The organism is Massilia sp. 01N417, assembly GCF_056399645.1.
The window spans coordinates 129305-150784 of the sequence record NZ_JBFTRS010000017.1; the positions used below are offsets into that span (position 1 = coordinate 129305).

The window sequence follows — 21480 nt, forward strand, 5'->3', positions numbered from 1 at the left end:
GCCGACATCGTCACAAACGATAAGCCCAGTAGTCGCGGTCGGAAGCGATGCTGTCTGCCAGGCGCGAAGGCGACAGGCCGGCCAGTTCGCGCAGCTCGCGCGCCATGTGGGCCTGGTCGGCGTAGCCCAGTCCGGCCGCCAGCGCGGCCAGCGTCTCCTTCGGCGCGGCCGGGTCGCGCAGGGCGTAGACGGCTTCGTTCATGCGCTGCAGGCGGCGCGCCTGGGCCGGCGTGACGCCGATCCGCTCGCGGTAGCGGCGCTGCACCTGGCGCTCGCCGACGCCGAGTGAGCGTGCGGTCTCGGCCACGCCTTCGTGGCTGGCGATGCGGCGCAGGCTGCGGCCCAGCTCCGGGTCCCAGCCGGCGCGGCGCTCGCGCCAGCGCGCGCCGGTCCACGCCTCGATCCATTCGATCTGCGCGGCCTCGTCGCGGTCCGCCAGGGCCTGCGGCCAGGCTTCCCAATCGGCGTCCAGCCAGCCGGCGGCCGGCTCGTCGCGGTCCTGCAGGCGGGCCGGCGCGATGCCGGTCAGCAGGGCGAAGGCATCGGGGTAGAAGATCGCGGACAGCGAGCGCACCGGCGCCAGCGACATCGAGGTGACCGGACGCGTACGCGGTCCCGAGACCAGCAGCCCGGACAGGGCGCGCGTGCCGCCCGCCTCCGCCGCCATGGCGATGGCGCCGTCGAGGATCAGGCTCAGGCTGCAATAGACCATCGCCGGAAAGCGGTTCAGGTGGGGCTGCGGCGGCGGCCAGGATTCGTCGAGGGTCGACATGAAGCCGATCCCGTACAGGACCTCGGACAGTTCGCCTTGCGGCTGGTGCATCGAGGTCCGCATGCGGCCTTATTCGCCGAGCGTCTTGACGAAGGCGCGCACGCCGCCCAGCAGCATCTCGATCGACATCGCCGTCAGGATCAGGCCCATCAGGCGCTCGAAGGCGGTCATGACCTGGGCGCCGAGCGCCTTCTGCAAACGCTCGGCGGCCAGGAAGACGACCACCCAGACCACGCCGACGGCGGCCAGCGCGGCCACGTGGACCATCACTTCCGCCGTCGTCTGCGAGGTGAACAGCAGCACGGTGGCCAGCGCCGAAGGACCGGCCAGCGCGGGAATCGCCAGCGGCACGATGAAGGGCTCGCCGCCTTCGCTGCGGCCCAGCACGCCGTCCGGATGCGGGAAGATCATGCGGATCGCGATGATCAGCAGGATCACGGCGCCGCCGATGCGCAGCGAGATGTCGGTCAGGTGCAGCGCTTCCAGGAAGTGCCGGCCGAAGAACATGAAGACCAGCAGCAGCAGGAAGGCGATCGCGCATTCGCGCAGCACGATGCGCGGCCGGCGGGCCGGCTCGACCTCCTTCAGCGCGGTGACGAACAGGGGAACGTTGCCGAAGGGGTCGGTTACGAGCAGGAGCAGGATGAAGGTCTGGAAGAAGCTTTGGGTCATGGGATCGGTCAAGGTATTTATCGCAATCTTAACCGATCGGTATCCCTAGCCATCGATTTGGGCGTCAAAAGCTTTCCCACGCCTCCGCAGCCGGACGTACGGGCGAGGCGGCTGCCAGCGCCTTGCGCGCAGGCGCCGGCGACCGGACCGGCTGGGCCGGCTGGGCCGGCATGTCCTTCAGCCTGAATACGCGCATCGCGTCGGCCAGGTCCGCAGCCTGCTTCTGCAGGGTTTCGGAGGCCGCCGCGGCTTCCTCCACCAGCGAGGCATTCTGCTGGGTGGTCTGGTCCATCTGGCTGACCGCTTCGTTGATCTGCTCGATGCCGAGGGTCTGCTCGCGGGTGGCGGCGCTGATGTCGCCCATGATGTCGGTGACGCGGCGGATGCTCGCCACGATCTCGTCCATCGTGGTGCCGGCCGTCGCCACCAGGGCGCTTCCCGTCTCCACGTTACTGACGGAAGCATCGATCAGGGTCTTGATCTCCTTGGCGGCGGCAGCCGAACGCTGGGCCAGGTTGCGCACTTCGCCGGCCACCACGGCGAAGCCGCGGCCCTGCTCGCCCGCCCTGGCCGCCTCCACCGCGGCGTTCAGCGCCAGGATATTGGTCTGGAAGGCGATCCCGTCGATCACGGCGATGATGTCCACGATTTTTTTCGACGAGGTATCGATCAGCCCCATCGTTTCGACCACCTGGTGCACCACCGAGCCGCCCTTGGCCGCCACTTCGCTTGCCGAGGCGGCCAGCTGATTGGCCTGGCGCGCATTGTCCGAGGTCTGCTTGACGGTCGAGGTCAGCTCTTCCATCGACGACGCGGTTTCTTCGAGCGAGCTGGCCTGCTGCTCGGTGCGCGACGACAATTCGAGGTTCCCCGCCGCGATCTCGTCGCTCGCATGGGCGATATTTCCCGCGCCCTGAACCACGCTATGCACGAGGTCGCGCAGCGAGTGATTCATCTCGCGCAGCGCTTCCAGCAGTTGTCCGGCCTCGTCCTTCGAGGTGACCTGGATGTCCGCCGTCAGGTCGCCCTTGGCGACGCGGCGCGCGATCCCGATCGCGGTTTCCAGCGGCTTGACGATGCTCGTGCGAAGCAGCCAGCCACAGGCGACCACCAGCAGCACCAGCAGCACGCTCAGCGCAGTCTGCATGCGCAGGCTGGCGGCCGCGGCCTGATCGGCCTGCGCGGCGCTGGCGTCGATGGCCTTGCGCTGCATGTCGACCATGTCACGCAGCAGCCCCTGGTACTTGGCCGAAGCTGGAATGAACTTTTCCTCGAGCACGCGCGTTGCGGTCTCGACATCGTTCACTTCCTTGGCCTTGGTTACCGCGGCTTTCTGGACGTTGTAGAAATCACGCGCTTCGGCGATCTGCTGCAGCAGCTTGGCCTCTTCCGGCGAGGTCAGCAGCTGCTTCACCTTTTTCAGGATTTCGCCGGCTTCCTTGCTGCCCGTCGCCGAATCTTCGGCAAAGAACGCAACCAGCGCATTGTCGCTGCTCTTCGCGATTGCCAGCGTCCTGCGCGAACCGCCGTAGATGGTGCGGTACCAGTCGCTGACCAGCCTTTCCTTCGCCAGTGGCAAGGCCATCAATTCCTTGGTCGACGCCATCATCCTGTTCAGCTGCCAAAGTCCGACGCCGGTGGTGGCAATCGAAATGAGCAGGACGATCGTGAAGACGACCGCAATCTTTTTGCCGATGTTGAGGTTTTTCATCATTTACATGTACGCAAGCCGGGGCCGCACGGCGCCAGTGTTCAATAACAGGGGAGTTTCACTTCAGATATGAAATATGCAGCATTAATTGCCGCATTGCAATAAAAATTAACATCTGTCGGCATCGGCGCAACACCCGATATGCATGAGCATAAAACCGGTTTATGATGCCCGAGGGAAATTTTGTTTCTTCCGGATATTAATATTTCATATTTACAGCAAGGTACCGACAGCATGACCGACCCTACCCAAGCCAAGCCGCGTCGCGACTTCCTGATCAAGTCGCTGGTCGGCGCGGCCGGCGCCGCGAGCGCCACCCTGCCCCTCGCCGCCAAGGCGCAGGCGCCCGACGGGCAGCCCGCCGCTGCCGCCCCCGCCGCCGCCGATGCGCCGGCCGGCTACGAGTGGCTGCGCCCCGGCGAGCAGGCCTTCGTCGAAGCACTGGTCAACCACATGTGCCCGGCCGACCAGTACACCCCGAGCGGGGTCGACATGGGCCTGAACGTCTACTTCGACCGTGCACTCGCCGGCAACTGGGGCCAGGGCGACCGCCTCTACCTGCAGGGCCCGTTCAAGCAAGGCAGCGCCAACCAGGGTTACCAGCTGGCGATGACGCCGGCCGCCCTGTTCCGCGCCGGTACCGAAGGCCTGGCCGACTACTGCCAGGCGACCTTCAAGAAGCCCTTCGATGCGCTGCCGTCCGAGACCAGGGAACAGCTACTCAAGGACCTGCAGGCCGGCAAGATCTCCTTGCCGAACGGCGTGCCGGCCAAGCCCTACTTCGCGCAGCTGCTGCAGATGTTCTACGAAGCCATGTTCTCCGACCCGATCTACGGCGGCAATCGCGACAAGATGGCCTGGAAGATGATCGGCTACCCGGGCGTGAACACCACCAACAAGCTGAACATCGTCAAGTTCAAGAACAAACCGTATCGCACGCAGCCGGTCGGCATTGCCGATCTCAGCTGAAGCAAACACCAACGGAACCGCAATGAAGAAAATGAATGAAGTGGATGTCGTGCTGGTCGGCGCCGGCTGGACCGGCGGCATCCTGGGCAAGGAACTGTCCGAAGCAGGCATGACCGTGGTATGCCTCGAGCGGGGTGGCCCGCAAGCCTCGTCGGAAGACTTTACCGTCCCGCGCATGCGCGACGAACTGGCGCTGGGCATCCGCAACGGCATGATGGTCAACACCAACGACCAGACCGAAACCATCCGCAACGACGCCAAGGAAACCGCGCTTCCCTATCGCCGCCTGGGATCCTACCTGATGGGTACCGGCGTCGGCGGCGCCTCGACGCACTGGAACGGCCATACCTGGCGCTGGACCGACGACGAGTTCAAGATCCGCTCGCGCTACGAAGCAAAGTACGGCAAGAAGTACATTCCCGAAGACATGACGATCCAGGACTGGGGCATCAGCTACCAGGAACTGGAAAAGTACTACGACAAGTTCGAGAAGGTTGCCGGCATTTCCGGCAAGGCGGGCAACATCAAGGGCAAGAAGATCGCCGGCGGCAACATCTTCGAAGGGCCGCGATCGAACGACTATCCGCTGCCGCCGGTCGAACAGACCCTGGCCGGCGATCTGTTCGAAGATACGGCCAAGAAGATGGGTTACCACCCCTTCCCGCGCCCGACCGCGAACGCCTCGCGCGCCTATACCAACCCCGACGGCGCCAAGTTCGGCGAATGCCAGTACTGCGGCCACTGCGAGCGCTTCGGCTGCGAATCGAATGCCAAGGGCGGCGCCCACATGACCGTGCTGCCGGCCGCGCTGAAGCAGAATACCTTCGAGCTGCGCACGAATGCCTGGGTCACCCGTATCGAGCGCGACGCCTCGGGCAGGAAAGCGACCGGCGTCACCTACGTCAACCTGGCGAACGGCGAGGAAGTCTTCCAGCCGGCCAGGATGGTCGTGCTGACTGCCTATGCGCTGAATAACGTGCACCTGATGCTGGTCTCCGGCATCGGCCAGGCCTACGACCCGGTCACCGGCAAGGGCCTGATCGGCAAGAATTACTGCTACCAGACCGGCGCCAGCGCCACGCTGTTCTTCGAGGACAAGCTGTTCCACCCCTATATGTCGGCGGGCGGCACCAGCACCCTGATCGACGACTTCAACGCCAACTGGGACTTCGACCGCGCCCCCCTCGGCTACATCGGCGGCTCGATCATCGGCACGGTGCAGTATGGCGGCCGCCCGATCCAATGGCACCCGGTGCCGGGCGGCACGCCGGGCTGGGGCAAGAAGTGGAAGGAAGAAACCGCCAAGTGGTACGAGCGCGCGATGAACATCGCGGCGGCCGGCAGCGTGATGCCGAACCGCGCCAACTTCCTCGACCTCGATCCGACCTACCGCAACCGCCTCGGCATGCCGCTGATGCGCATGACCTTCGACTACAAGGACAACGAGCGCAAGATTTCGGCGCACTCCGCCGAGATCATCAACAAGATTGCGCAGGCCATGAACCCCACTCACCTGAACAAGGCGACCCCGCGCAATTCGTGGAACGCGACCGTGTACCAGAGCACCCACAACACCGGCGGCACCATCATGGGCACGAATCCGGGCAACTCGGTCACGAACAAATATGGCCAGGTGTGGGACGTCGACAACCTGTTCATCATGGGCGCCTCGCTGTTCCCCCACAACTCGGCCTACAACCCGACCGGCCCCGTCGGCGCGATCGCCTACATGGCGGCCGATATCATCAAGAACGTCTACGTCAAGAATCCAGGAAAGCTCATCGATGCCTAAGTTCGTCAATCCGCTTGCAATCGCGTTGGCGGCCCTCGCCGCCCTCTCCCTTCACGCCCAGGCGGCCGACGACCTCGGCAAGAAGACCTTCGAAACCTGCGCCGCCTGCCACTCGCTGAAGGCCGGCGAGAACGGCGTCGGTCCCGACCTGCACAACATCGTCGGCCGTACCGCCGGCCTTGAGCCTGGCTTCCGCTTCTCGGGTCCGATGAAACGCAGCGGCATCACCTGGGACGAAAAGAGCCTGACCGAATTCCTCCGTGCGCCCCAGGAGAAGGTGCCGGGCAACCGCATGCCCTTCTCCGGCATTCCGGACGAGGCGGCGCTGAAGGCGGTCGTGCAGTACCTGGCGACGGCCAGCAAGTAAGCCCACGACCCGGCCTGGTGACCGGGCGGCCTCAGGGCCGCCTCAGGGCCGCCTCAGGGCCGCGTCGGCTGCACCAGGCTCGTCATCGCATCCACGTACAAGGTCCGGTCGTCCGCATACAGCGGCAGCAGCGGCGTGACCGACACCTGGTTCAGCTTGGTCTTGCGGATCTGGCCGCCGGCTGGATCCCTGAACACCGCGTAGGGCACGTCCTGGATCACATAAGGTTCGCCGTTCACGTGGCCGATGATCATCAGCACGTGGCCGGGGACGACGACCAGGTCGCCCACCTGGGCCTCGGCCAGGGCGCGCACGCGGTACTCATGGCTGTCCTTGCCGGTGAAGGTCCGGTGCTGGAACACCGGCATGCTGCCCTGCAGGGCGGAACTGGGGGGCAGGTACAGGCCCATGCTGCGATAGACCTCGCCGGTCAGACCGCTGCAGTCGCGCGCATTGAACTGGTGGCCCCAGCCATAACGCTCGCCGAGCAGCTTGAAGGCCTGGCGGATGATGTTGGCCCGGGTGACCGGCAGGTAGCCGGGCGCGCTGTCCGCGCTGCGGCGTAGCAGCGCCGGCTTGAACTCGAGCGCCCCGCCCTGCCCGCGCACCGGCAGCAGCAGAGTCCAGGAGGCATAAGGGCTGGCGCCGTTCACCGGTTCGCCGGGCGGCACATCGGCGGCCGGCAGCGCCGTGCCCATGTCCAGCAGCACTTCCGACACCTCGGGCGCTTCCGGCGTGAACACGGTGCGCACCTGGTCGCCGGTGACGACCCGGCCCGGGGCCCGGGTGGCATAGCCGAACACGGCGTCGCGCGCGCCTTCGGCGATGTCCTTGCTGCTCACCCAGGCCGGGCCCTGGGTCGACATCACCAGCAGCCAGTCGCGATCAAGGCTCTGGTGGGCGATGAGGACGGGCTCGCCCGGGAACAGCACGCCGGCCTGCAGGCTTTCGACATCGCGGTTGTCGGCACCTGGGTAGAAATTGCGTTCGATCGGCAGCGTGCGCAGGTGGGCGCGGCGCACGCTGAGGCCGTACCTGGCCGGCGCCGATGCCGCGATCCGCTCCGGCGCGCCGTTCCTGCGGATGGCGTCCAGGGTCGCGGCGCCGACCGGCTTGCCGTCCTCGTCGACGGCGATCTTCACCGGCGTCGCCTGCTCCGCCTGCTTCAGCCAGTCGGCCACCTGGGCGCGTTCCAGGGTCGCCGGAAGGCGCTGCAGGTCGATGAAGCCGCCGTCCGGCGCGAAGGCGAGCGTGCGCTTGGCCGCTGCCTGGCGCGCGTTCAGCAGCACCATGTCCGGCTCCAGCAGGCGGTGGATCCAGAAATCGGGATTCAGCATCTCTTCGCTGAAGGCGGGGATGCCGGACGCTGATACCGGGGCCGGGGCGCCCTGGTCGGCTGCCAGCGCGAGTCGGGTGGCGCAGGTGATCGCCAGGGCCAGCGCCCGGGCGCGCAGCTTGGTGCTCGTCTTCATCGTCGTCTCCATTTTTATGGAGGAAGCTTACATGAAGATGGGCGAAAAAAATCGGGGCGCGCGGCCCCGATTCAGCTTGGGCCCCCGCCTGCGCGGGGGCGACGACTAAAAAGCGCGAGAGCGCCGCCGTCTTCAGTTCTTCTCGAACTTCTTCATCCACGACGCCAGCTGGTGCGGACGCAGGCCGTCGTAGTCTTCGAACGGCTGGTGGATCCACGGGTTGTGCGGCAGGTCTTCCAGGTGGTAGTCCGGGACCAGCGACGAGGTGCCCTTGACCCAGATGACGGCCGAACGCACTTCGGTGACGTCCGGGTAGTTCGCCTGCAGGTGTTCGCGCACCTTCACCAGGGTCACGCCGGAGTCGGCCAGGTCGTCGACCAGCAGGATCCTGCCGGCCAGCGGGCCCTTGGTCATCGTCATGTACTTGGCGATGTCCAGGTCGCCCTGCTTCTTGCCGGCTTCTTCGCGGTAGGAGCTGGTCGACAGGATCGCCAGCGGCACGTCGAAGATGCGCGAGATCACGTCGCCCGGACGCACGCCGCCGCGCGCCAGGCACAGGACCATGTCGAACTTCCAGTTCGATTCGTAGACCTTCAGCGCCAGGCGCTCGACCAGGCGGTTGTACTCATCCCAGGAGACCCACAGGTCCTTGTCGGTGGATGCAGGAGTGTTCATTTCAGGCTATTCCTATTGTTCTTATGCGGCAAACGGGTGACGCAGCACGATGGTTTCTTCACGGTCCGGACCGGTCGACACCATGTCGACCGGAACACCGACCAGCTCTTCGATGCGCTTGATGTAAGCGCGGGCATTGGCCGGCAGTTCGTCCATGGACTTGGCGCCGACGGTGCTTTCCTTCCAGCCCGGCATTTCTTCGTAGACCGGCACGCAGGCGGCCGCCTCTTCGGCGCCGACCGGGAAGATGTCGACGTCACGGCCGTCGATCTTGTAGCCGGTGCACAGCTTCAGGGACTCGATGCCGTCCAGCACGTCCAGCTTGGTCAGGCACATGCCGGTCACGCCGTTGATCTGGACCGAGCGGCGCAGCAGCGCGGCGTCGAACCAGCCGCAGCGGCGTGCACGGCCGGTCACGGTGCCGAACTCGTGGCCCACGCGCGACAGGTGCTCGCCGACGCCGGCGTCGGTCGGCAGTTCGGACGGGAACGGGCCCGAACCCACGCGGGTCGTGTAGGCCTTGGTGATGCCCATGATGTAGTGCAGCATGCCCGGGCCGACGCCCGAACCGGCGGCGGCGTTACCGGCCACGCAGTTCGACGAGGTCACGAACGGGTAGGTGCCGTGGTCGACGTCCAGCAGCGAGCCTTGCGCGCCTTCGAACAGCAGGTGGCCGCCGGCCTTGTGGGCGGCGTACAGGGCCGACGAGACATCGCCGACCATCGGACGCAGGCGCGGCACCAGGGCCATCGCGTCGTCGAAAGTCTTCTGGAAGTCGATTGCCTGGGATTTCAGGTAACCGGTCAGCACGAAGTTGTGGTAGTCCAGGTTCTCGCGCAGCTTCTCGGCGAAGCGGGTCTCGTTCAGCATGTCGGCGATACGGATCGCGCGGCGTGCCACCTTGTCTTCGTAGGCCGGGCCGATGCCCTTGCCGGTGGTGCCGATCTTGTTGGCGCCGCGGGCCGCTTCACGGGCGACGTCGATGGCGACGTGGTAAGGCAGGATGACCGGGCAGGCTTCCGAGATCTTCAGGCGCGAAGCGACTTCGACGCCGGCAGCTTCCAGCTTGTCGATTTCGCGCATCACGTCCGGCACCGAGACCACGACGCCGTTGCCGATGTAGCAGGCCACGCCTTCGCGCATGATGCCCGACGGGATCAGTTGGAGTGCCGTCTTCTGGCCCTTGATCACCAGCGTGTGGCCGGCATTGTGGCCACCCTGGAAACGCACCACGCCGGCGGCATGGTCGGTCAGCCAGTCGACGATCTTACCCTTGCCCTCATCGCCCCATTGGGTGCCGATGACAACGACGTTCTTAGCAGTATTTGACATCACTTAACCTAAGTTTTTGAGAATCCAATTTCCTTGTTCGAGGACGAGCACACGGTCGCACTCGAACTCGTCCTGTACGTTTTCATGACCCGGCATGGACTGGATCACGACTTCGCCTGCCTTGCGCAGTTCAGCGATTTTTTCGCGCAGCTCGGGCGCATTGCCCCACGGCGCACGGATGGCGTGTTTGCGGTCGGCGGTCGGCAGCAGCCGCGCCAGCTCGCGCAGGTCGAGCGAGAAGCCGGTTGCCGGACGCGCGCGTCCGAAGGCTTCGCCGACGTGGTCGTAACGGCCGCCGCGGGCGACGGCATTCGGCAGCCCCGGCACGTAGAGCGCGAACATGGCGCCGCTCTCGTACTGGTAGCCGCGCAGGTCGGCCAGGTCGATCGCCACCTGGGCGCGGCCGATCGCACAGCCGGCCAGCGCCGCCAGTTCGGCCAGCGCGCGCGTGATGCCCGGCAGCGCCGGCAGCACTTCCTTCGCGCGGCCCAGCACGTCGACGTCGCCGTACAGGTTCGGCAGCGCCATCAGGGCGGCGCGGGTCGCTTGCGCATAGTGTTGCGTGGCTTCGTCCAGGCCCGGCATGTCCTTCGACTTCAGCAGGCCGTGCAGCAGCTGCTCGTCGCGTGCAGCAAGCGGGTCTTCGGCCAGGATCGCGCGCAGCACGCCGGCGTGCGACAGGTCCAGGCGCGGCTGCTCGAAGCCGGCCAGCGCCAAGGTGGCGAGGGCCAGCTCCTGGATCTCGGCGTCGGCTTCGAGGCCGGCGTGGCCGTAGATCTCGGCGCCGATCTGGAGTTGTTCGCGGGTCGCGTGCAGGCCGGACGGGCGGGTGTGCAGCACCGTGCCGGCATAGCACAGGCGGGTGACGGTATCGCGGTTCAGGAGGTGGGCGTCGATGCGGGCGACCTGGGTGGTCATGTCGGCGCGCAGGCCGAGCAGGCGGCCGCTCATCGAATCGACCAGCTTGAAGGTCTTGGAGTCGGTGTCCTGCCCTGCTCCGGCGAGCAGCGATTCGACGTACTCGAGCATCGGCGGCATGACCAGCTCGTATCCATAGGTGCGGAAGGTGTCGAGCATGAGGCGGCGCAGTTCCTCGATCTTGCGCGCTTCGGACGGCAAGACGTCGGCGATATTCTCGGGCAGTAGCCAGGTAGGCATGGGCAAAGCGATTGGGTTTGTTAAAGATAGGGCAACGGAGCACGCGGCTTTGCACGCGTATTCTGCGCCGAATCGACGATTTTAACCGAAAACCGGCCGGGATTGGCGCGGAAGATGGGTGGGATGATTGTTAACGTTGCATGGTGGGCACGGCGCGCCCACCCAAAACAGGCCGTGGGGTGGGCACCCGGTGCCCACGCCCACAGGTCATTTACCGGCGCCCGGGCCCTTGAAATACTTGAAGAACTCGGAATTCGAATCCAGCACCAGCACGTCGCTGCGGCTCTTGAAGGTGGCGCGATAGGCCTCCAGCGAGCGGTAGAAGCGGTAGAACTCGGGGTTCTTGCTGAAGGACTGGGCATAGATCTGGCTCGCCTTGGCTTCGCCCTCGCCCTTGATGGTCTCGGCGTCGCGGAAGGCTTCGGCCAGGATCACGCTGCGCTGGCGTTCGGCGTCGGCGCGGATCTGCTCGGCTTCGGCTGTGCCGGTCGCGCGGGTCTCGGTGGCCACGCGCAGGCGCTCGGCCTTCATGCGGTCGAACACCGCGTTGTTGACCTGGGCGGTGAAGTCGACGCGCTTGAGGCGCAGGTCGACGATCTCGACGCCGAGCTGGCGGCTGTTGGCAGCCACGCGCTCGCGCAGGGCATTCGCCAGCTCCTGGCGCTGGCCGGAGACGACTTCGCCGACCTTGCGGGTGGCGATCTCGGCGTTCATGGCCACCTGCACCACCTGGGCCACGCGTTCGGCGCCGCGTCCGGCATTGCCGCTGCCGACCGCACCCAGGTACTGGCGCGGATCAGTGATGCGCCATTTGACGAAGGCATCGACCAGCAGGTCCTTCTTCTCCGCCGTCACGAAGCGTTCGCCGTCGGCGGTGTCGAGGGTCTGCAGGCGCTTGTCGAGGTAGACCACGGTCTGGAGCGGCGACGGCAGCTTGACGTGCAGGCCGGGCTGCTTGATCACCTCGCGCAGCTCGCCGAAGGCATACACCACGGCATAGCGGTGCTGGTCGACCACGAAGAAGCTCGAGGCCAGCAGGCTCAGGACGATGGCCGCCCCGATCACGATCGAAATCAGGCGGCTCATCAGCGGGTCTCTCTTTCACGCGAGGAATCGCGGCTGCGCGGATCGATCTTGCGCACCGATTCCAGCGGGTGGTTCTCGGTAGCCGGCGCGGCCTGGACCTGCTGCTGCGGCTGGTTCTGCTGCTGCGGCTGCGGCTGTTGCTGGCCCTGGCCCTGCTGCTGGACCTGGGGCTGCGGCGCCTGGTTCGGCTGGCCCTGGGCACCCTGCGGCGCCGGCACGACCGGGCCCGAACGGCTGCCCATCGCCTGCTCGTTGGCGACCGACTGGTTCAGCATGCGGTCGAGCGGCAGGTAGATCTGGTTCGAGGTCTTGGCGTCGATCATGACCTTGCTGGTGCTGGAGAAGATCTGCTGCATGGTGTCGATGTACATGCGGTCGCGGGTGACGGCCGGCGCCTTCGCGTATTCGGCCACGACCTGGTTGAAGCGGGCGACATTGCCTTCCGCCGTGTTCACGGTGGTCGCGCGGTAGGCTTCGGCATCCTGCTTCATGCGCTCCGCCTTGCCCTTGGCCTGCGGGATGATGTCGTCGGCATAGGCCTGGGCTTCGCTGCGGGCACGCGCCTTGTCTTCCTGGGCCTTGACGGTTTCCTCGAAGGCGGCGGCAACCTGCTCGGGTGCGGCCAGCGACTGCACGGTCACGCCGGTGACGTCGGCGCCCATCTTGTAGCGCTCCAGCATCTGCTCGACCATGACGCGCGCTTCGCCGGCCAGCTTGTCGCGGTTTTCGGCAAGCACGGCTTCCATGCCGCGGCGGCCGATCAGTTCGCGCACGGCGGTCTCGGCGGCATCGCGCACGGTCTCGACCTGGTCGCTGTTGTTGAACACCCAGGCGACCGGATCGGTGACCTTGTACTGCACCGAGAACTGGACGTCGACGAGGTTCTCGTCCGCGGTCAGCATCAGGGCTTCGTTCAGCTGCTTGTTGCGCACGTTCGCGCGGTAGCCGACTTCGACGGTTTGCACCTGGCTCACGTTGACCGTCTGGTGGGCCTGGAACGGGGCCGGCCAGCGCCAGTTGAAACCGGCGCCGGTCTTGTGCGACAGTTCGCCGAAGGTGGTGACGAGGCCGACCTGGCCTTCCGGCACGATGAAGGCGCCGCTGGCGAGCCAGATCAGGACCAGGATGGCACCGACCACGGTCGCGGTGACGCCGACGCCGCGGGCATCCGGGCGATAGCCGCCGCCATCGCCGCCGCGTTTGCCGAACAGGCGGTTCAGGCGCTGGTTGAAGTCGCGCCACAGCTGGTCGAGATCGGGCGGTCCGTCGTTGCCCTGGTTCTTACCCTGCTGGATCTTGCGTTCGTCGCCGGGTTTGTGGCCCCAGCGAGGGTCGTTCAGTGACAGGGTGATGCCGAGACGTTTGAAAAGTGAAACGAGCATAGGCTAGTGTGGTCCCACATGGGTGGAATTCGGAATATTCTCAGCCGTCCCGGGCTGCACGTCGTGCGCGAAGCCGGGATCGTCGCCGTCCTGCTCGTAGGCATGCGTCATACCGGGCTCGGGTCTGGCCGCCTCGACGATCGCGTCGCGCAGCAGATCCAGGCCGGCGCCACTATGGGCGCTGATAAAAACGCGGCTGATTTTATCATATTCATCACGTTCCACCCCGGGCTCGAGCCCGGCCGCATCGATCTTGTTCCAGACCAGGATCTGCGGGATGTGGTCTGCGCCGATTTCGCGCAGCACCTCGTTGACCTGCTCGATCTGCTCCATCCGCACCGGCGACGAGCCGTCGACCACGTGCAGCAGCAGGTCGGCATGGATGGTTTCTTCCAGCGTGGCGCGGAAGGCGGCCACCAGCTGGTGCGGCAGTTCGCGCACGAAACCAACCGTGTCGGACACCACCACGTTGCCGGTTTCCTGCCCCAGGTAGAGGCGGCGGCTGGTGGTGTCCAGGGTCGCGAACAGCTGGTTCGCGACGTACACCCCGGCCTTGGTCAGGGTGTTGAACAGGGTCGACTTGCCGGCGTTGGTATAGCCGACCAGCGACACCGAGAATGTCTGGTTGCGTCCGCGCGAGCGGCGCTGGGTTTCATGCTGCTTGCGCAGCTTGGACAGGCGGGTGCGCAGCATCTTGACGCGCTCGCCGATCAGGCGGCGGTCGGTCTCGAGCTGGGTTTCGCCGGGACCGCGCAGGCCGATACCGCCCTTCTGGCGCTCAAGGTGGGTCCAGCCGCGGATCAGGCGCGTGGCCAGGTGCTGCAACTGGGCCAGCTCGACCTGCAGCTTGCCCTCGTGGCTCTGGGCGCGCTGGGCGAAGATATCGAGGATCAGGCTGGTGCGGTCGACCACGCGGATGTTGAGGCGGCGCTCCAGGTTACGCTGCTGGGCGGGCGACAGGGCGTGGTTGAAGATGACGATCTCGATCCGCTCGGCCAGGCAGGCCTGGGCGATTTCGTCGGCCTTGCCGCTGCCGACGAAATGCGCGGGATCGGGACTGTTGCGTTTTGCGGTGATCGTGGTGATCGGATCCGCTCCGGCGGAACGCGCCAGCAATGCCAGTTCTTCCAGGCTGGCCGCGAAATCGCCACGGCCAAAGTCGATACCGACCAATGCTGCGCGCATGGTGTTGCCGGAAACGTCAGCCATCGACCTCACTCGGCGTCTTGTTCGAGGTTGAGGTTGACGGCGCGTGCGGGAACGACGGTGGAAATGGCGTGCTTGTAGACCATCTGGGTGACGGTATTACGGAGCAGAACCACATACTGGTCGAAGGACTCGATATGTCCCTGGAGCTTGATACCGTTGACCAGATAGATCGAAACGGGGACGTGCTCCTTGCGCAAGGCGTTCAGGAATGGGTCTTGTAACAGTTGCCCTTTGTTGCTCATAACAGCTCCGTGATGTTGTTGTCGTATAAAAATTGAGGCGCTATGCCGGTTTTCAAGTGCTTGGGCCAACATTCTCACTTTGTGAATGTTTTTCCAAGCCTACTGTAACCTGTTTTACCGTTTTCTGTCGTACTCGTACGGTTAAATCTGGCTTAAGAACCGGCACGCGTGACGCACGCGGTATGCACACGTCACGCGTGGGCACAGTGTGCCCACCGTGATCGATGCCCCCGGCATCGATCACTCTTTGGCGAAGGGGTTTTTGCCGCTGCGCAGTTCGATCCGGAGCGGGGTACCGATCAGGTCGAAGGTATCGCGGAAGTGCTTCTCCAGATAGCGCTTGTACGGTTCCGTGATGCCGTCCAGGGCATTGCCGTGGATGACGATGATGGGCGGATTCTGGCCGCCCTGGTGGGCATAGCGCATCTTCGGGCGGGTGCTGCCCTTGCGCTTCGGTTCCTGCTTCTCGACCGCTTCCTGCAGCGCGCGGGTCAGGCGCGGGGTCGACAGCTTGGCGGTGGCGGCGGCATAGGCGGTATCGATCGCCTTCATCAGGTGATTGATGCCGGTGCCCTTCAGCGCCGAAATGAATTTGGTCTCGGCGAAGGACAGGAAATCGAGCTTGCGGTCGATGTCGTTCTTCACCTGGTCGCGCTGGTCGGAGGTCAGGCCGTCCCACTTGTTGACGGCAACCACCAGCGCGCGTCCGGATTCCAGGATGAAGCCGGCGATGTGGGCGTCCGACTCGGCGATGTCCGCCTGCGCATCCAGCATCAGGACGACCACGTTGGCTTCCGAGATCGACTGCAGGGTCTTCACGACCGAGAACTTCTCGACCGCCTCGAACACCTTGCCGCGGCGGCGGATGCCGGCGGTGTCGATCAGCGTATAGTGCTTGCCGCCCTTCTCGAACGGCACCTCGATCGAATCGCGGGTGGTGCCCGGCATGTCGAAGGCGATCACGCGCTGCTCGCCAACCAGGGTATTGATCAGCGTGGACTTGCCGACGTTCGGGCGGCCGACCAGCGCGATCTTGACGCCGTAGTCGGCCGGATCGAATTCCGCCTCTTCCTGCGGGCGCAGGGTGGCGGCTTGGTCGATCGCCTCGTTGACGAGGTCGAGTACGCCGTCGCCGTGGGCGGCCGAGATCACGTAGGGGTCGCCCATGCCGAGCTCGTAGAACTCGGCGGTGACGCTGGTGTACTTCATGCCCTCGCTCTTGTTCACCACCAGCATGACCTTGCGGCCGGACTTGCGCAGGAAGTCGGTGATGGTCTTGTCGTGCGGGGTCAGGCCCTGGCGGCCGTCGACGATGAACATCACGACGTCGGCTTCAGCCACGGCCTGCTTCGTCTGCAGCGCCATCTCGTGCATGATGCCTTCCTTGGCGACGGGTTCGAAACCGCCGGTGTCGATCACCAGGAACGGACGTTCGCCCATGCGGCCTTCGCCGTAGTGACGGTCGCGGGTCAGGCCAGGGAGGTCGGCCACGAGCGCGTCGCGCGAGCGCGTCATGCGGTTGAATAGTGTGGACTTCCCGACGTTGGGGCGTCCTACGAGTGCGATTACCGGCTTCATTTAATTGTTATTCGACCGCGATGGCGGTCACAGTTCCATTTTGTGTTTGAAAAATCAGGTTCGAACCCGCCACCAGCGGGGTCGTGCTGATCGCACTGCCGTCGGTGGCGGCACGGGCCAGGAAGGCGCCGTCCTCACGCGACAGGAAGTGCACGTAGCCTTGGTAGTCGCCGACCGCGACCGTGCGGCCGTAGGAGACCGGGGTCGACAGGCGGCGGAAGGCCAGCTTGTCGTTCTTCCATGCGCTGGTGCCGCCGTCGCGGTTGAAGGCATAGACGGCGCCCTTGTCGTCGCTGGCGAACAGGAAGCGCTGGTCGACCGCCACCCCGGCTTCCGACGAGAGGTCGCGGGTCCAGCGCGGGCTGCCGTTCAGCAGGTCCCAGCAGCCGGCGCGTCCCTGGTAGGAGACGGCGCAGACTTCGTCCTCGAACACCACCGGGTAGCCGCCGATGTCGGTCACGCGTTCGAGTTCGGTGGCGCCGCGCGCCACGCCGACTTCGACTTCCCAGCGCGGCGCGCCGGTCGCCAGCAGCAGCGACAGCAGCTTGCCGCCCGGCTGGGCGACGATCACGTCCTTGTCATGCACCACCATGCCCGGCGCCAGGCGCAGGGTCAGCGGCGGCGAGGTGCGCTGCACGGTCCATTTCTTCTGGCCGGTCGCGGCGTCGAAGCCGACGATGCGATTGTCGATGCTGCGCGCCACCACGATGCCCTGCCCCACCACCGGCGAGGACAGGATCTCGCTCGACAGCTGGGCCTTCCACAGCTGCTTGCCGTCCATGTCGAAGGCCATCAGCGTGCCCTTGTCGCCGCCGACGACGATGGTGTTGCCGTCGGTGCCGACGCCGGCGGTCAGTTCCATGCCGGCCTTGACGCGCCACAGCTGACGGCCGCTGTCGGCTTCGGCACGCACGAGGGTGCCGTCGCCGCCGGCGGCGATCACGGTATTCCCGGCCAGCGCGGGGTTGAACTGGTAGTTGCGGGACTTGCCGACTTCCAGCTTCCATGCGGTGCGCACCGCCATCGAACCTTTCAGGTCGACCAGGGGCGCCGGCAGGTTGCCCTTCGGCTTGGATGCGAACGGGTTCAGGGAACTGATCGTCGAGCAGCCCGTCATCAGGGCGAGGACACCGACACCTACGAGCTTCCGGGTAATACGCATATTCTTTTGCCTTGTTCTTGGGACGTACAAACTACGTGCACGATTACGGACACGCACCTCCAAACGTCGTTCCCGCGGAAGCGGGAATCCCTACCGAGCCACAGAATTCGCCCAGCCTGGATTCCCGCTTCCGCGGGAATGACGGCGTCATATTTTACGCAGCGGCCTTCTCAGCCGGCACAGTACCACCAATCGCCTCCAGCTTGATCTGCACGATCTGGCGGCCCGGGTGCTTCTTGTCCATCTTCTCGAGCGCGGCCTGGTAGGCGGTGCGGGCTTCAGCCAGCTTGTTCTGCGCCACCAGCACGTCGCCCTTGCGGTCCGCCACCTCGGCGGCGAACTGTGGCAGGAAGTCGCCGTTCAGCAGGGTCAGCGCCTGGTCGTAGGCTTTCTCGTCGAGCAGCACGCCGGACAGGCGCAGGCGCGCGATCGACTTGTACTCGTCGTTGCCATGGTCGGCCGCCCACTGCAGCTGGGCCTTGGCGGTCTTCAGGTCGTTGGCGTCGAACGCGGTCTTGGCGGCGGCCAGCGCGGCCATCTGGGCGTAGGCGGTGCTGTCGTACTTGCTTTCGATGTCGGCGGCCATGCGCTGGACCTTGGCATTGTCGTTGGCCTGGGCGGCCTCGAACATCTGGTCGTACAGGCCCGAGGCTTCGGCTGCCTTGCCGCGCTGGTGCGAATTCCAGAAGTTATAGCCGGCGTAGCTGCCCAGCGCGATGATCAGCACCCAGCTGATCAGGTTGCCAAAGCGGTTCCAGAAGGCCTTGAAATTGGCTATCTGTTCCTGTTCTTCGAGATCGTATGCCATGGACTCAGTTTCGTTTTTGGTTAATGGATGGGTGGATTACGGATGATAGTGCACGTGGTCGTGATCGTGGTCGTGGTCGTGGCCGCCGATGACCTGGTCGACGATGTAGTCGACCGCCTCGTCGAAGGCGACGCTGGTCTGCTGGGCGGCACCCTCGGCTTCGCGCAGCGACTTCACCGCCACCACGTCGTTCTTGACCTCGTCCTCGCCGATGATCACGGCGAACGCCGCGCCCGAGCCGTCGGCCTTCTTCATCTGGCTCTTGAAGCTGCCGGCGCCCTGCGGGGTCGCGCAGTGCAGGACCACGTCCAGGCCGGCGTCGCGGATGCGCTCGGCCAGGATGAAGGCTTTCATTTGCGCTTCCTCGCCCTGGTGGACCATGTAGACGTCGCACTGGCTCGGCGCGGCCGGCTCGCCCTGGCCCTTCATCAGCTCGATCAGGCGCTCCATGCCCATCGCGAAGCCGATGCCCGGGGTCGGCTTGCCGCCCACCATTTCGATCAACGGGTCATAGCGGCCGCCGGCACACACGGTGCCCTGGGCGCCCAGTTCGTCGGTGACCCACTCGAACACGGTGCGGTTGTAGTAATCCAGGCCGCGCACCAGGCGCGGGTTGACGGTGTACTGGACGTTGTTGGCGTCGAGGAGCTTCTTCAGGCCTTCGAAGTGGGCCAGCGACTCGCCGCCCAGGTATTCGATCAGCTTGGGCGCGGCATTGACCAGGTCCTGCATCGCCGGATTCTTGGTGTCGAGGATGCGCAGCGGGTTGGCGTGCAGGCGGCGCTGGGCTTCGGCGTCCAGTTGTTCGCTGTTGGCTTCGAAGTAGGCGATCAGGTCGGCGCGGTGGCGCTGGCGCTCTTCCGCATTGCCGATCGAGTTCAGCTCGAGGCGGATGTTGTCGAGGCCGAGGTCATCCCAGACGCGGCGGCACAGCATGATCAGCTCGGCGTCGATGTCCGGGCCGGCAAAGCCGATCGCTTCCGCACCGAACTGGAAGAACTGGCGGTAGCGGCCGCGCTGCGGACGCTCGTGGCGGAACATCGGGCCCTTGTACCACAGGCGCTTCGGACCGTCGTAGGCCAGGTTGTGCTCGACCACGGCGCGCACCGCACCGGCCGTGCCTTCGGGACGCAGGGTCAGCTGGTCGCCGTTCATCGAGTCTTCGAAGGAATACATTTCCTTCTCGACGATGTCGGTGACGGCACCGATGGCGCGCGCGAACAGGCCGGTTTCCTCGACGATCGGGGTGACGATCTTCTGGTAGCCGTAGCTCTTCAGCACGGATTCCACGGTGTTTTCGAACAGCTCCCACAGCGGCGCGTCGGCCGGGAGGATGTCGTTCATGCCTTTGATGGCGACAATCTTTTCTTTTTTATCGGACATTCTATTTCTTCCTTCTGCCGCTGTTGGTACCCGCGCCCTTCAAACCGTCGCCCCCGCGCAGGCGGGGGCCCAAGTTTGTACGCATTTCGGCAGCTCATCGAACTTGGGTTCCCGCCTTCGCGGGAACGACGTTTATGCTGCTGTGGCCTCGCGGCCGTAATTCTTCTGCACGTAATTCAGCACGATCGTCTTGAACTCATCCACGATCCGCTCGCCCCGCAGTGTAGCGACCTTTTGGCCATCCACAAAGACCGGTGCCGCCGGCGACTCGCCGGTGCCGGGCAGGGAGATGCCGATGTTCGCGTGCTTCGATTCGCCCGGACCGTTGACGATGCAGCCCATCACGGCCACGTTCATCGCTTCCACGCCCGGATAGGTCTTCTTCCATTCCGGCATCTGCTCGCGCAGGAAGGTCTGGATGTTGTCGGCCAGTTCCTGGAACACGGTCGAGGTCGTGCGGCCGCAGCCCGGGCAGGCGATCACCATCGGGGTGAATTTGCGCAGGCCCATGGTCTGCAGGATTTCCTGGCCCACCACCACCTCTTTGGTGCGGTCGCCGCCCGGTTCCGGGGTCAGCGAAATGCGGATGGTGTCGCCGATGCCTTCCTGCAGCAGCACGGACAGGGCCGCGGTCGAGGCGACGATGCCCTTGCTGCCCATGCCGGCCTCGGTCAGGCCCAGGTGCAGCGGGTAGTCGCAGCGCTTGCCGAGTTCGCGGTAGACGGCGATCAGGTCCTGCACGCCCGACACCTTGCACGACAGGATGATCTTGTCGCGCGCCAGGCCGATTTCCTCGGCGCGCACGGCATTCTCGATCGCCGAGGTGATCAGGGCTTCGTACATCACGGCCTGGGCGCTCCACGGCTGGGCGCGGGCGGCGTTCTCGTCCATGATGCGGGCCAGCAGCGACTGGTCCAGGCTGCCCCAGTTGACGCCGATGCGCACCGGCTTGTCGTGCTTGATGGCGATTTCGATCATCTGGGCGAACTGGGTGTCGCGCTTGGCGCCCTGCCCCACATTGCCCGGATTGATGCGGTACTTCGACAGCGCCTGGGCGCATTCCGGATAGTCGCGCAGCAGCAGGTGGCCGTTGTAGTGGAAGTCGCCGACCAGCGGGACGTCGATCTCCATCTTGTCGAGCTGCTCGCGGATGGCCGGCACGGCGGCCGCGGCTTCCGGCGTGTTGACCGTGATGCGCACGATCTCGGAACCGGCGCGCGCCAGCTCCTTGACCTGGATCGCGGTGCCGATCACGTCGGCGGTATCGGTATTCGTCATCGACTGCACGACGACGGGGGCGTCGCCGCCGACCCAGACCTTGCGCTCGCCGTGCTGGACCAGCACGCTGCGGCTGGCGCGGCGCGCCAGCGGACCGGAGGGAATGGGCGAATGTGTAGTGGTCATGTTGCGGTGTAGTCCGTTATTGCACGTTTACCAGCGAATAGGTCTTGCCCGGCACCAGCGGCAGCGCCACCGGGGCGCCGCGCAGGCTGGCCGAAACAGCGCCCGGGTTGCCGACGATCACGCGCACGGGCTGGTCGACGTTCACGGTTTCGGTGCTGCCGGCCTTGACGAGGCGCTTGATCATCGGGGTGCCGCCCTTGGCCGGACGCACTTCGATCCAGGCATCCTCGCGCACGCTCAGCACCAGGGCGTTGGCGCCGCTGGCCGGGCCGGCGGCGGCCGGCGCGGCCGCGGCCGGAGCGGCGG

At 65.5% G+C, this 21480-nt stretch carries 20 protein-coding genes; 3 read left to right on the forward strand and 17 right to left on the reverse strand.

Annotated elements, in window-relative coordinates; translation table 11 throughout:
• Positions 1-10: 10 nt before the first annotated feature.
• The 3 genes from AC1DOQ_RS18420 to AC1DOQ_RS18430 form a co-directional block, all read right to left on the reverse strand.
• Positions 11-835, reverse strand: a complete 825-nt coding sequence (locus AC1DOQ_RS18420; protein ID WP_477367366.1) for an AraC family transcriptional regulator — start codon at positions 833-835, stop codon at positions 11-13.
• 6 nt (positions 836-841) lie between these two features.
• Positions 842-1444, reverse strand: coding sequence for a MarC family protein (locus AC1DOQ_RS18425; RefSeq protein WP_477367369.1), 603 nt, complete (start codon positions 1442-1444; stop codon positions 842-844).
• A gap of 64 nt (positions 1445-1508) precedes the next feature.
• Complete coding sequence (locus AC1DOQ_RS18430) at positions 1509-3158, reverse strand: methyl-accepting chemotaxis protein (protein ID WP_477367372.1); 1650 nt, start codon at positions 3156-3158, stop codon at positions 1509-1511.
• 231 nt (positions 3159-3389) lie between these two features.
• Here AC1DOQ_RS18430 and AC1DOQ_RS18435 point away from each other — a divergent pair, with 231 nt between their 5' ends.
• The 3 genes from AC1DOQ_RS18435 to AC1DOQ_RS18445 are packed head-to-tail and all read left to right on the forward strand — an operon-like array spanning position 3390 to position 6283.
• Positions 3390-4124: a gluconate 2-dehydrogenase subunit 3 family protein gene (locus AC1DOQ_RS18435; RefSeq protein ID WP_477367375.1), complete on the forward strand. Its 735-nt coding sequence runs from the start codon at positions 3390-3392 to the stop codon at positions 4122-4124.
• A 22-nt stretch (positions 4125-4146) separates the two neighbouring features.
• Positions 4147-5916, forward strand: coding sequence for a GMC family oxidoreductase (locus tag AC1DOQ_RS18440; protein WP_477367378.1), 1770 nt, complete (start codon positions 4147-4149; stop codon positions 5914-5916).
• On the forward strand, positions 5909-6283 hold the full coding sequence (locus tag AC1DOQ_RS18445) for a c-type cytochrome (RefSeq protein WP_477367381.1): 375 nt from the start codon (positions 5909-5911) through the stop codon (positions 6281-6283). The genes AC1DOQ_RS18440 and AC1DOQ_RS18445 overlap by 8 nt, the downstream gene beginning before the upstream one ends.
• A gap of 53 nt (positions 6284-6336) precedes the next feature.
• On the opposite strand, the gene AC1DOQ_RS18450 is transcribed toward AC1DOQ_RS18445, so the two are convergent.
• From AC1DOQ_RS18450 to AC1DOQ_RS18515, 14 genes are all read right to left on the reverse strand, one after another.
• Complete coding sequence (locus AC1DOQ_RS18450; protein ID WP_477367384.1) at positions 6337-7755, reverse strand: SH3 domain-containing protein; 1419 nt, start codon at positions 7753-7755, stop codon at positions 6337-6339.
• 132 nt (positions 7756-7887) lie between these two features.
• A complete protein-coding gene (locus tag AC1DOQ_RS18455) occupies positions 7888-8430 on the reverse strand; it encodes a phosphoribosyltransferase (RefSeq protein ID WP_477367386.1) in 543 nt (180 codons plus the stop codon).
• A gap of 21 nt (positions 8431-8451) precedes the next feature.
• The gene (locus tag AC1DOQ_RS18460) at positions 8452-9762 is read right to left on the reverse strand and encodes an adenylosuccinate synthase (RefSeq protein WP_477367389.1); all 1311 of its coding nucleotides are present in this window, start codon (positions 9760-9762) and stop codon (positions 8452-8454) included.
• Positions 9763-9765: 3 nt separating this feature from the next.
• Positions 9766-10920: an ATP phosphoribosyltransferase regulatory subunit gene (locus AC1DOQ_RS18465; RefSeq protein ID WP_477367392.1), complete on the reverse strand. Its 1155-nt coding sequence runs from the start codon at positions 10918-10920 to the stop codon at positions 9766-9768.
• A 207-nt stretch (positions 10921-11127) separates the two neighbouring features.
• Positions 11128-12006, reverse strand: a complete 879-nt coding sequence (gene hflC / locus AC1DOQ_RS18470) for a protease modulator HflC (protein ID WP_477367395.1) — start codon at positions 12004-12006, stop codon at positions 11128-11130.
• Positions 12006-13388 (reverse strand): FtsH protease activity modulator HflK, encoded by a 1383-nt coding sequence (hflK, locus tag AC1DOQ_RS18475; protein ID WP_477367398.1) that lies wholly within the window; start codon positions 13386-13388, stop codon positions 12006-12008. Before hflK ends, hflC begins: the two co-directional genes overlap by 1 nt.
• 3 nt (positions 13389-13391) lie before the next feature.
• Positions 13392-14573, reverse strand: a complete 1182-nt coding sequence (hflX, locus tag AC1DOQ_RS18480; RefSeq protein WP_477367428.1) for a GTPase HflX — start codon at positions 14571-14573, stop codon at positions 13392-13394.
• A gap of 29 nt (positions 14574-14602) precedes the next feature.
• Positions 14603-14839, reverse strand: coding sequence for an RNA chaperone Hfq (hfq, locus tag AC1DOQ_RS18485; RefSeq protein WP_036168820.1), 237 nt, complete (start codon positions 14837-14839; stop codon positions 14603-14605).
• A gap of 240 nt (positions 14840-15079) precedes the next feature.
• Entirely contained in the window at positions 15080-16417 is a 1338-nt protein-coding gene (der, locus tag AC1DOQ_RS18490; protein WP_477367401.1) for a ribosome biogenesis GTPase Der, read from the reverse strand.
• 7 nt (positions 16418-16424) lie between these two features.
• Complete coding sequence (gene bamB / locus AC1DOQ_RS18495) at positions 16425-17579, reverse strand: outer membrane protein assembly factor BamB (RefSeq protein WP_477367404.1); 1155 nt, start codon at positions 17577-17579, stop codon at positions 16425-16427.
• A 154-nt stretch (positions 17580-17733) separates the two neighbouring features.
• Positions 17734-18387, reverse strand: coding sequence for a YfgM family protein (locus AC1DOQ_RS18500; protein WP_477367407.1), 654 nt, complete (start codon positions 18385-18387; stop codon positions 17734-17736).
• Positions 18388-18423: 36 nt separating this feature from the next.
• Positions 18424-19770 carry a histidine--tRNA ligase gene (gene hisS, locus AC1DOQ_RS18505; protein ID WP_477367410.1) on the reverse strand — a complete coding sequence of 449 codons (1347 nt, stop codon included), beginning with the start codon at positions 19768-19770 and terminating at the stop codon, positions 18424-18426.
• Positions 19771-19902: 132 nt separating this feature from the next.
• Positions 19903-21174 (reverse strand): flavodoxin-dependent (E)-4-hydroxy-3-methylbut-2-enyl-diphosphate synthase, encoded by a 1272-nt coding sequence (gene ispG / locus AC1DOQ_RS18510; RefSeq protein WP_477367414.1) that lies wholly within the window; start codon positions 21172-21174, stop codon positions 19903-19905.
• A 16-nt stretch (positions 21175-21190) separates the two neighbouring features.
• Positions 21191-21480 (reverse strand): DUF4115 domain-containing protein (locus AC1DOQ_RS18515; protein WP_477367417.1); only part of this gene is annotated, 290 nt, incomplete at its 5' end.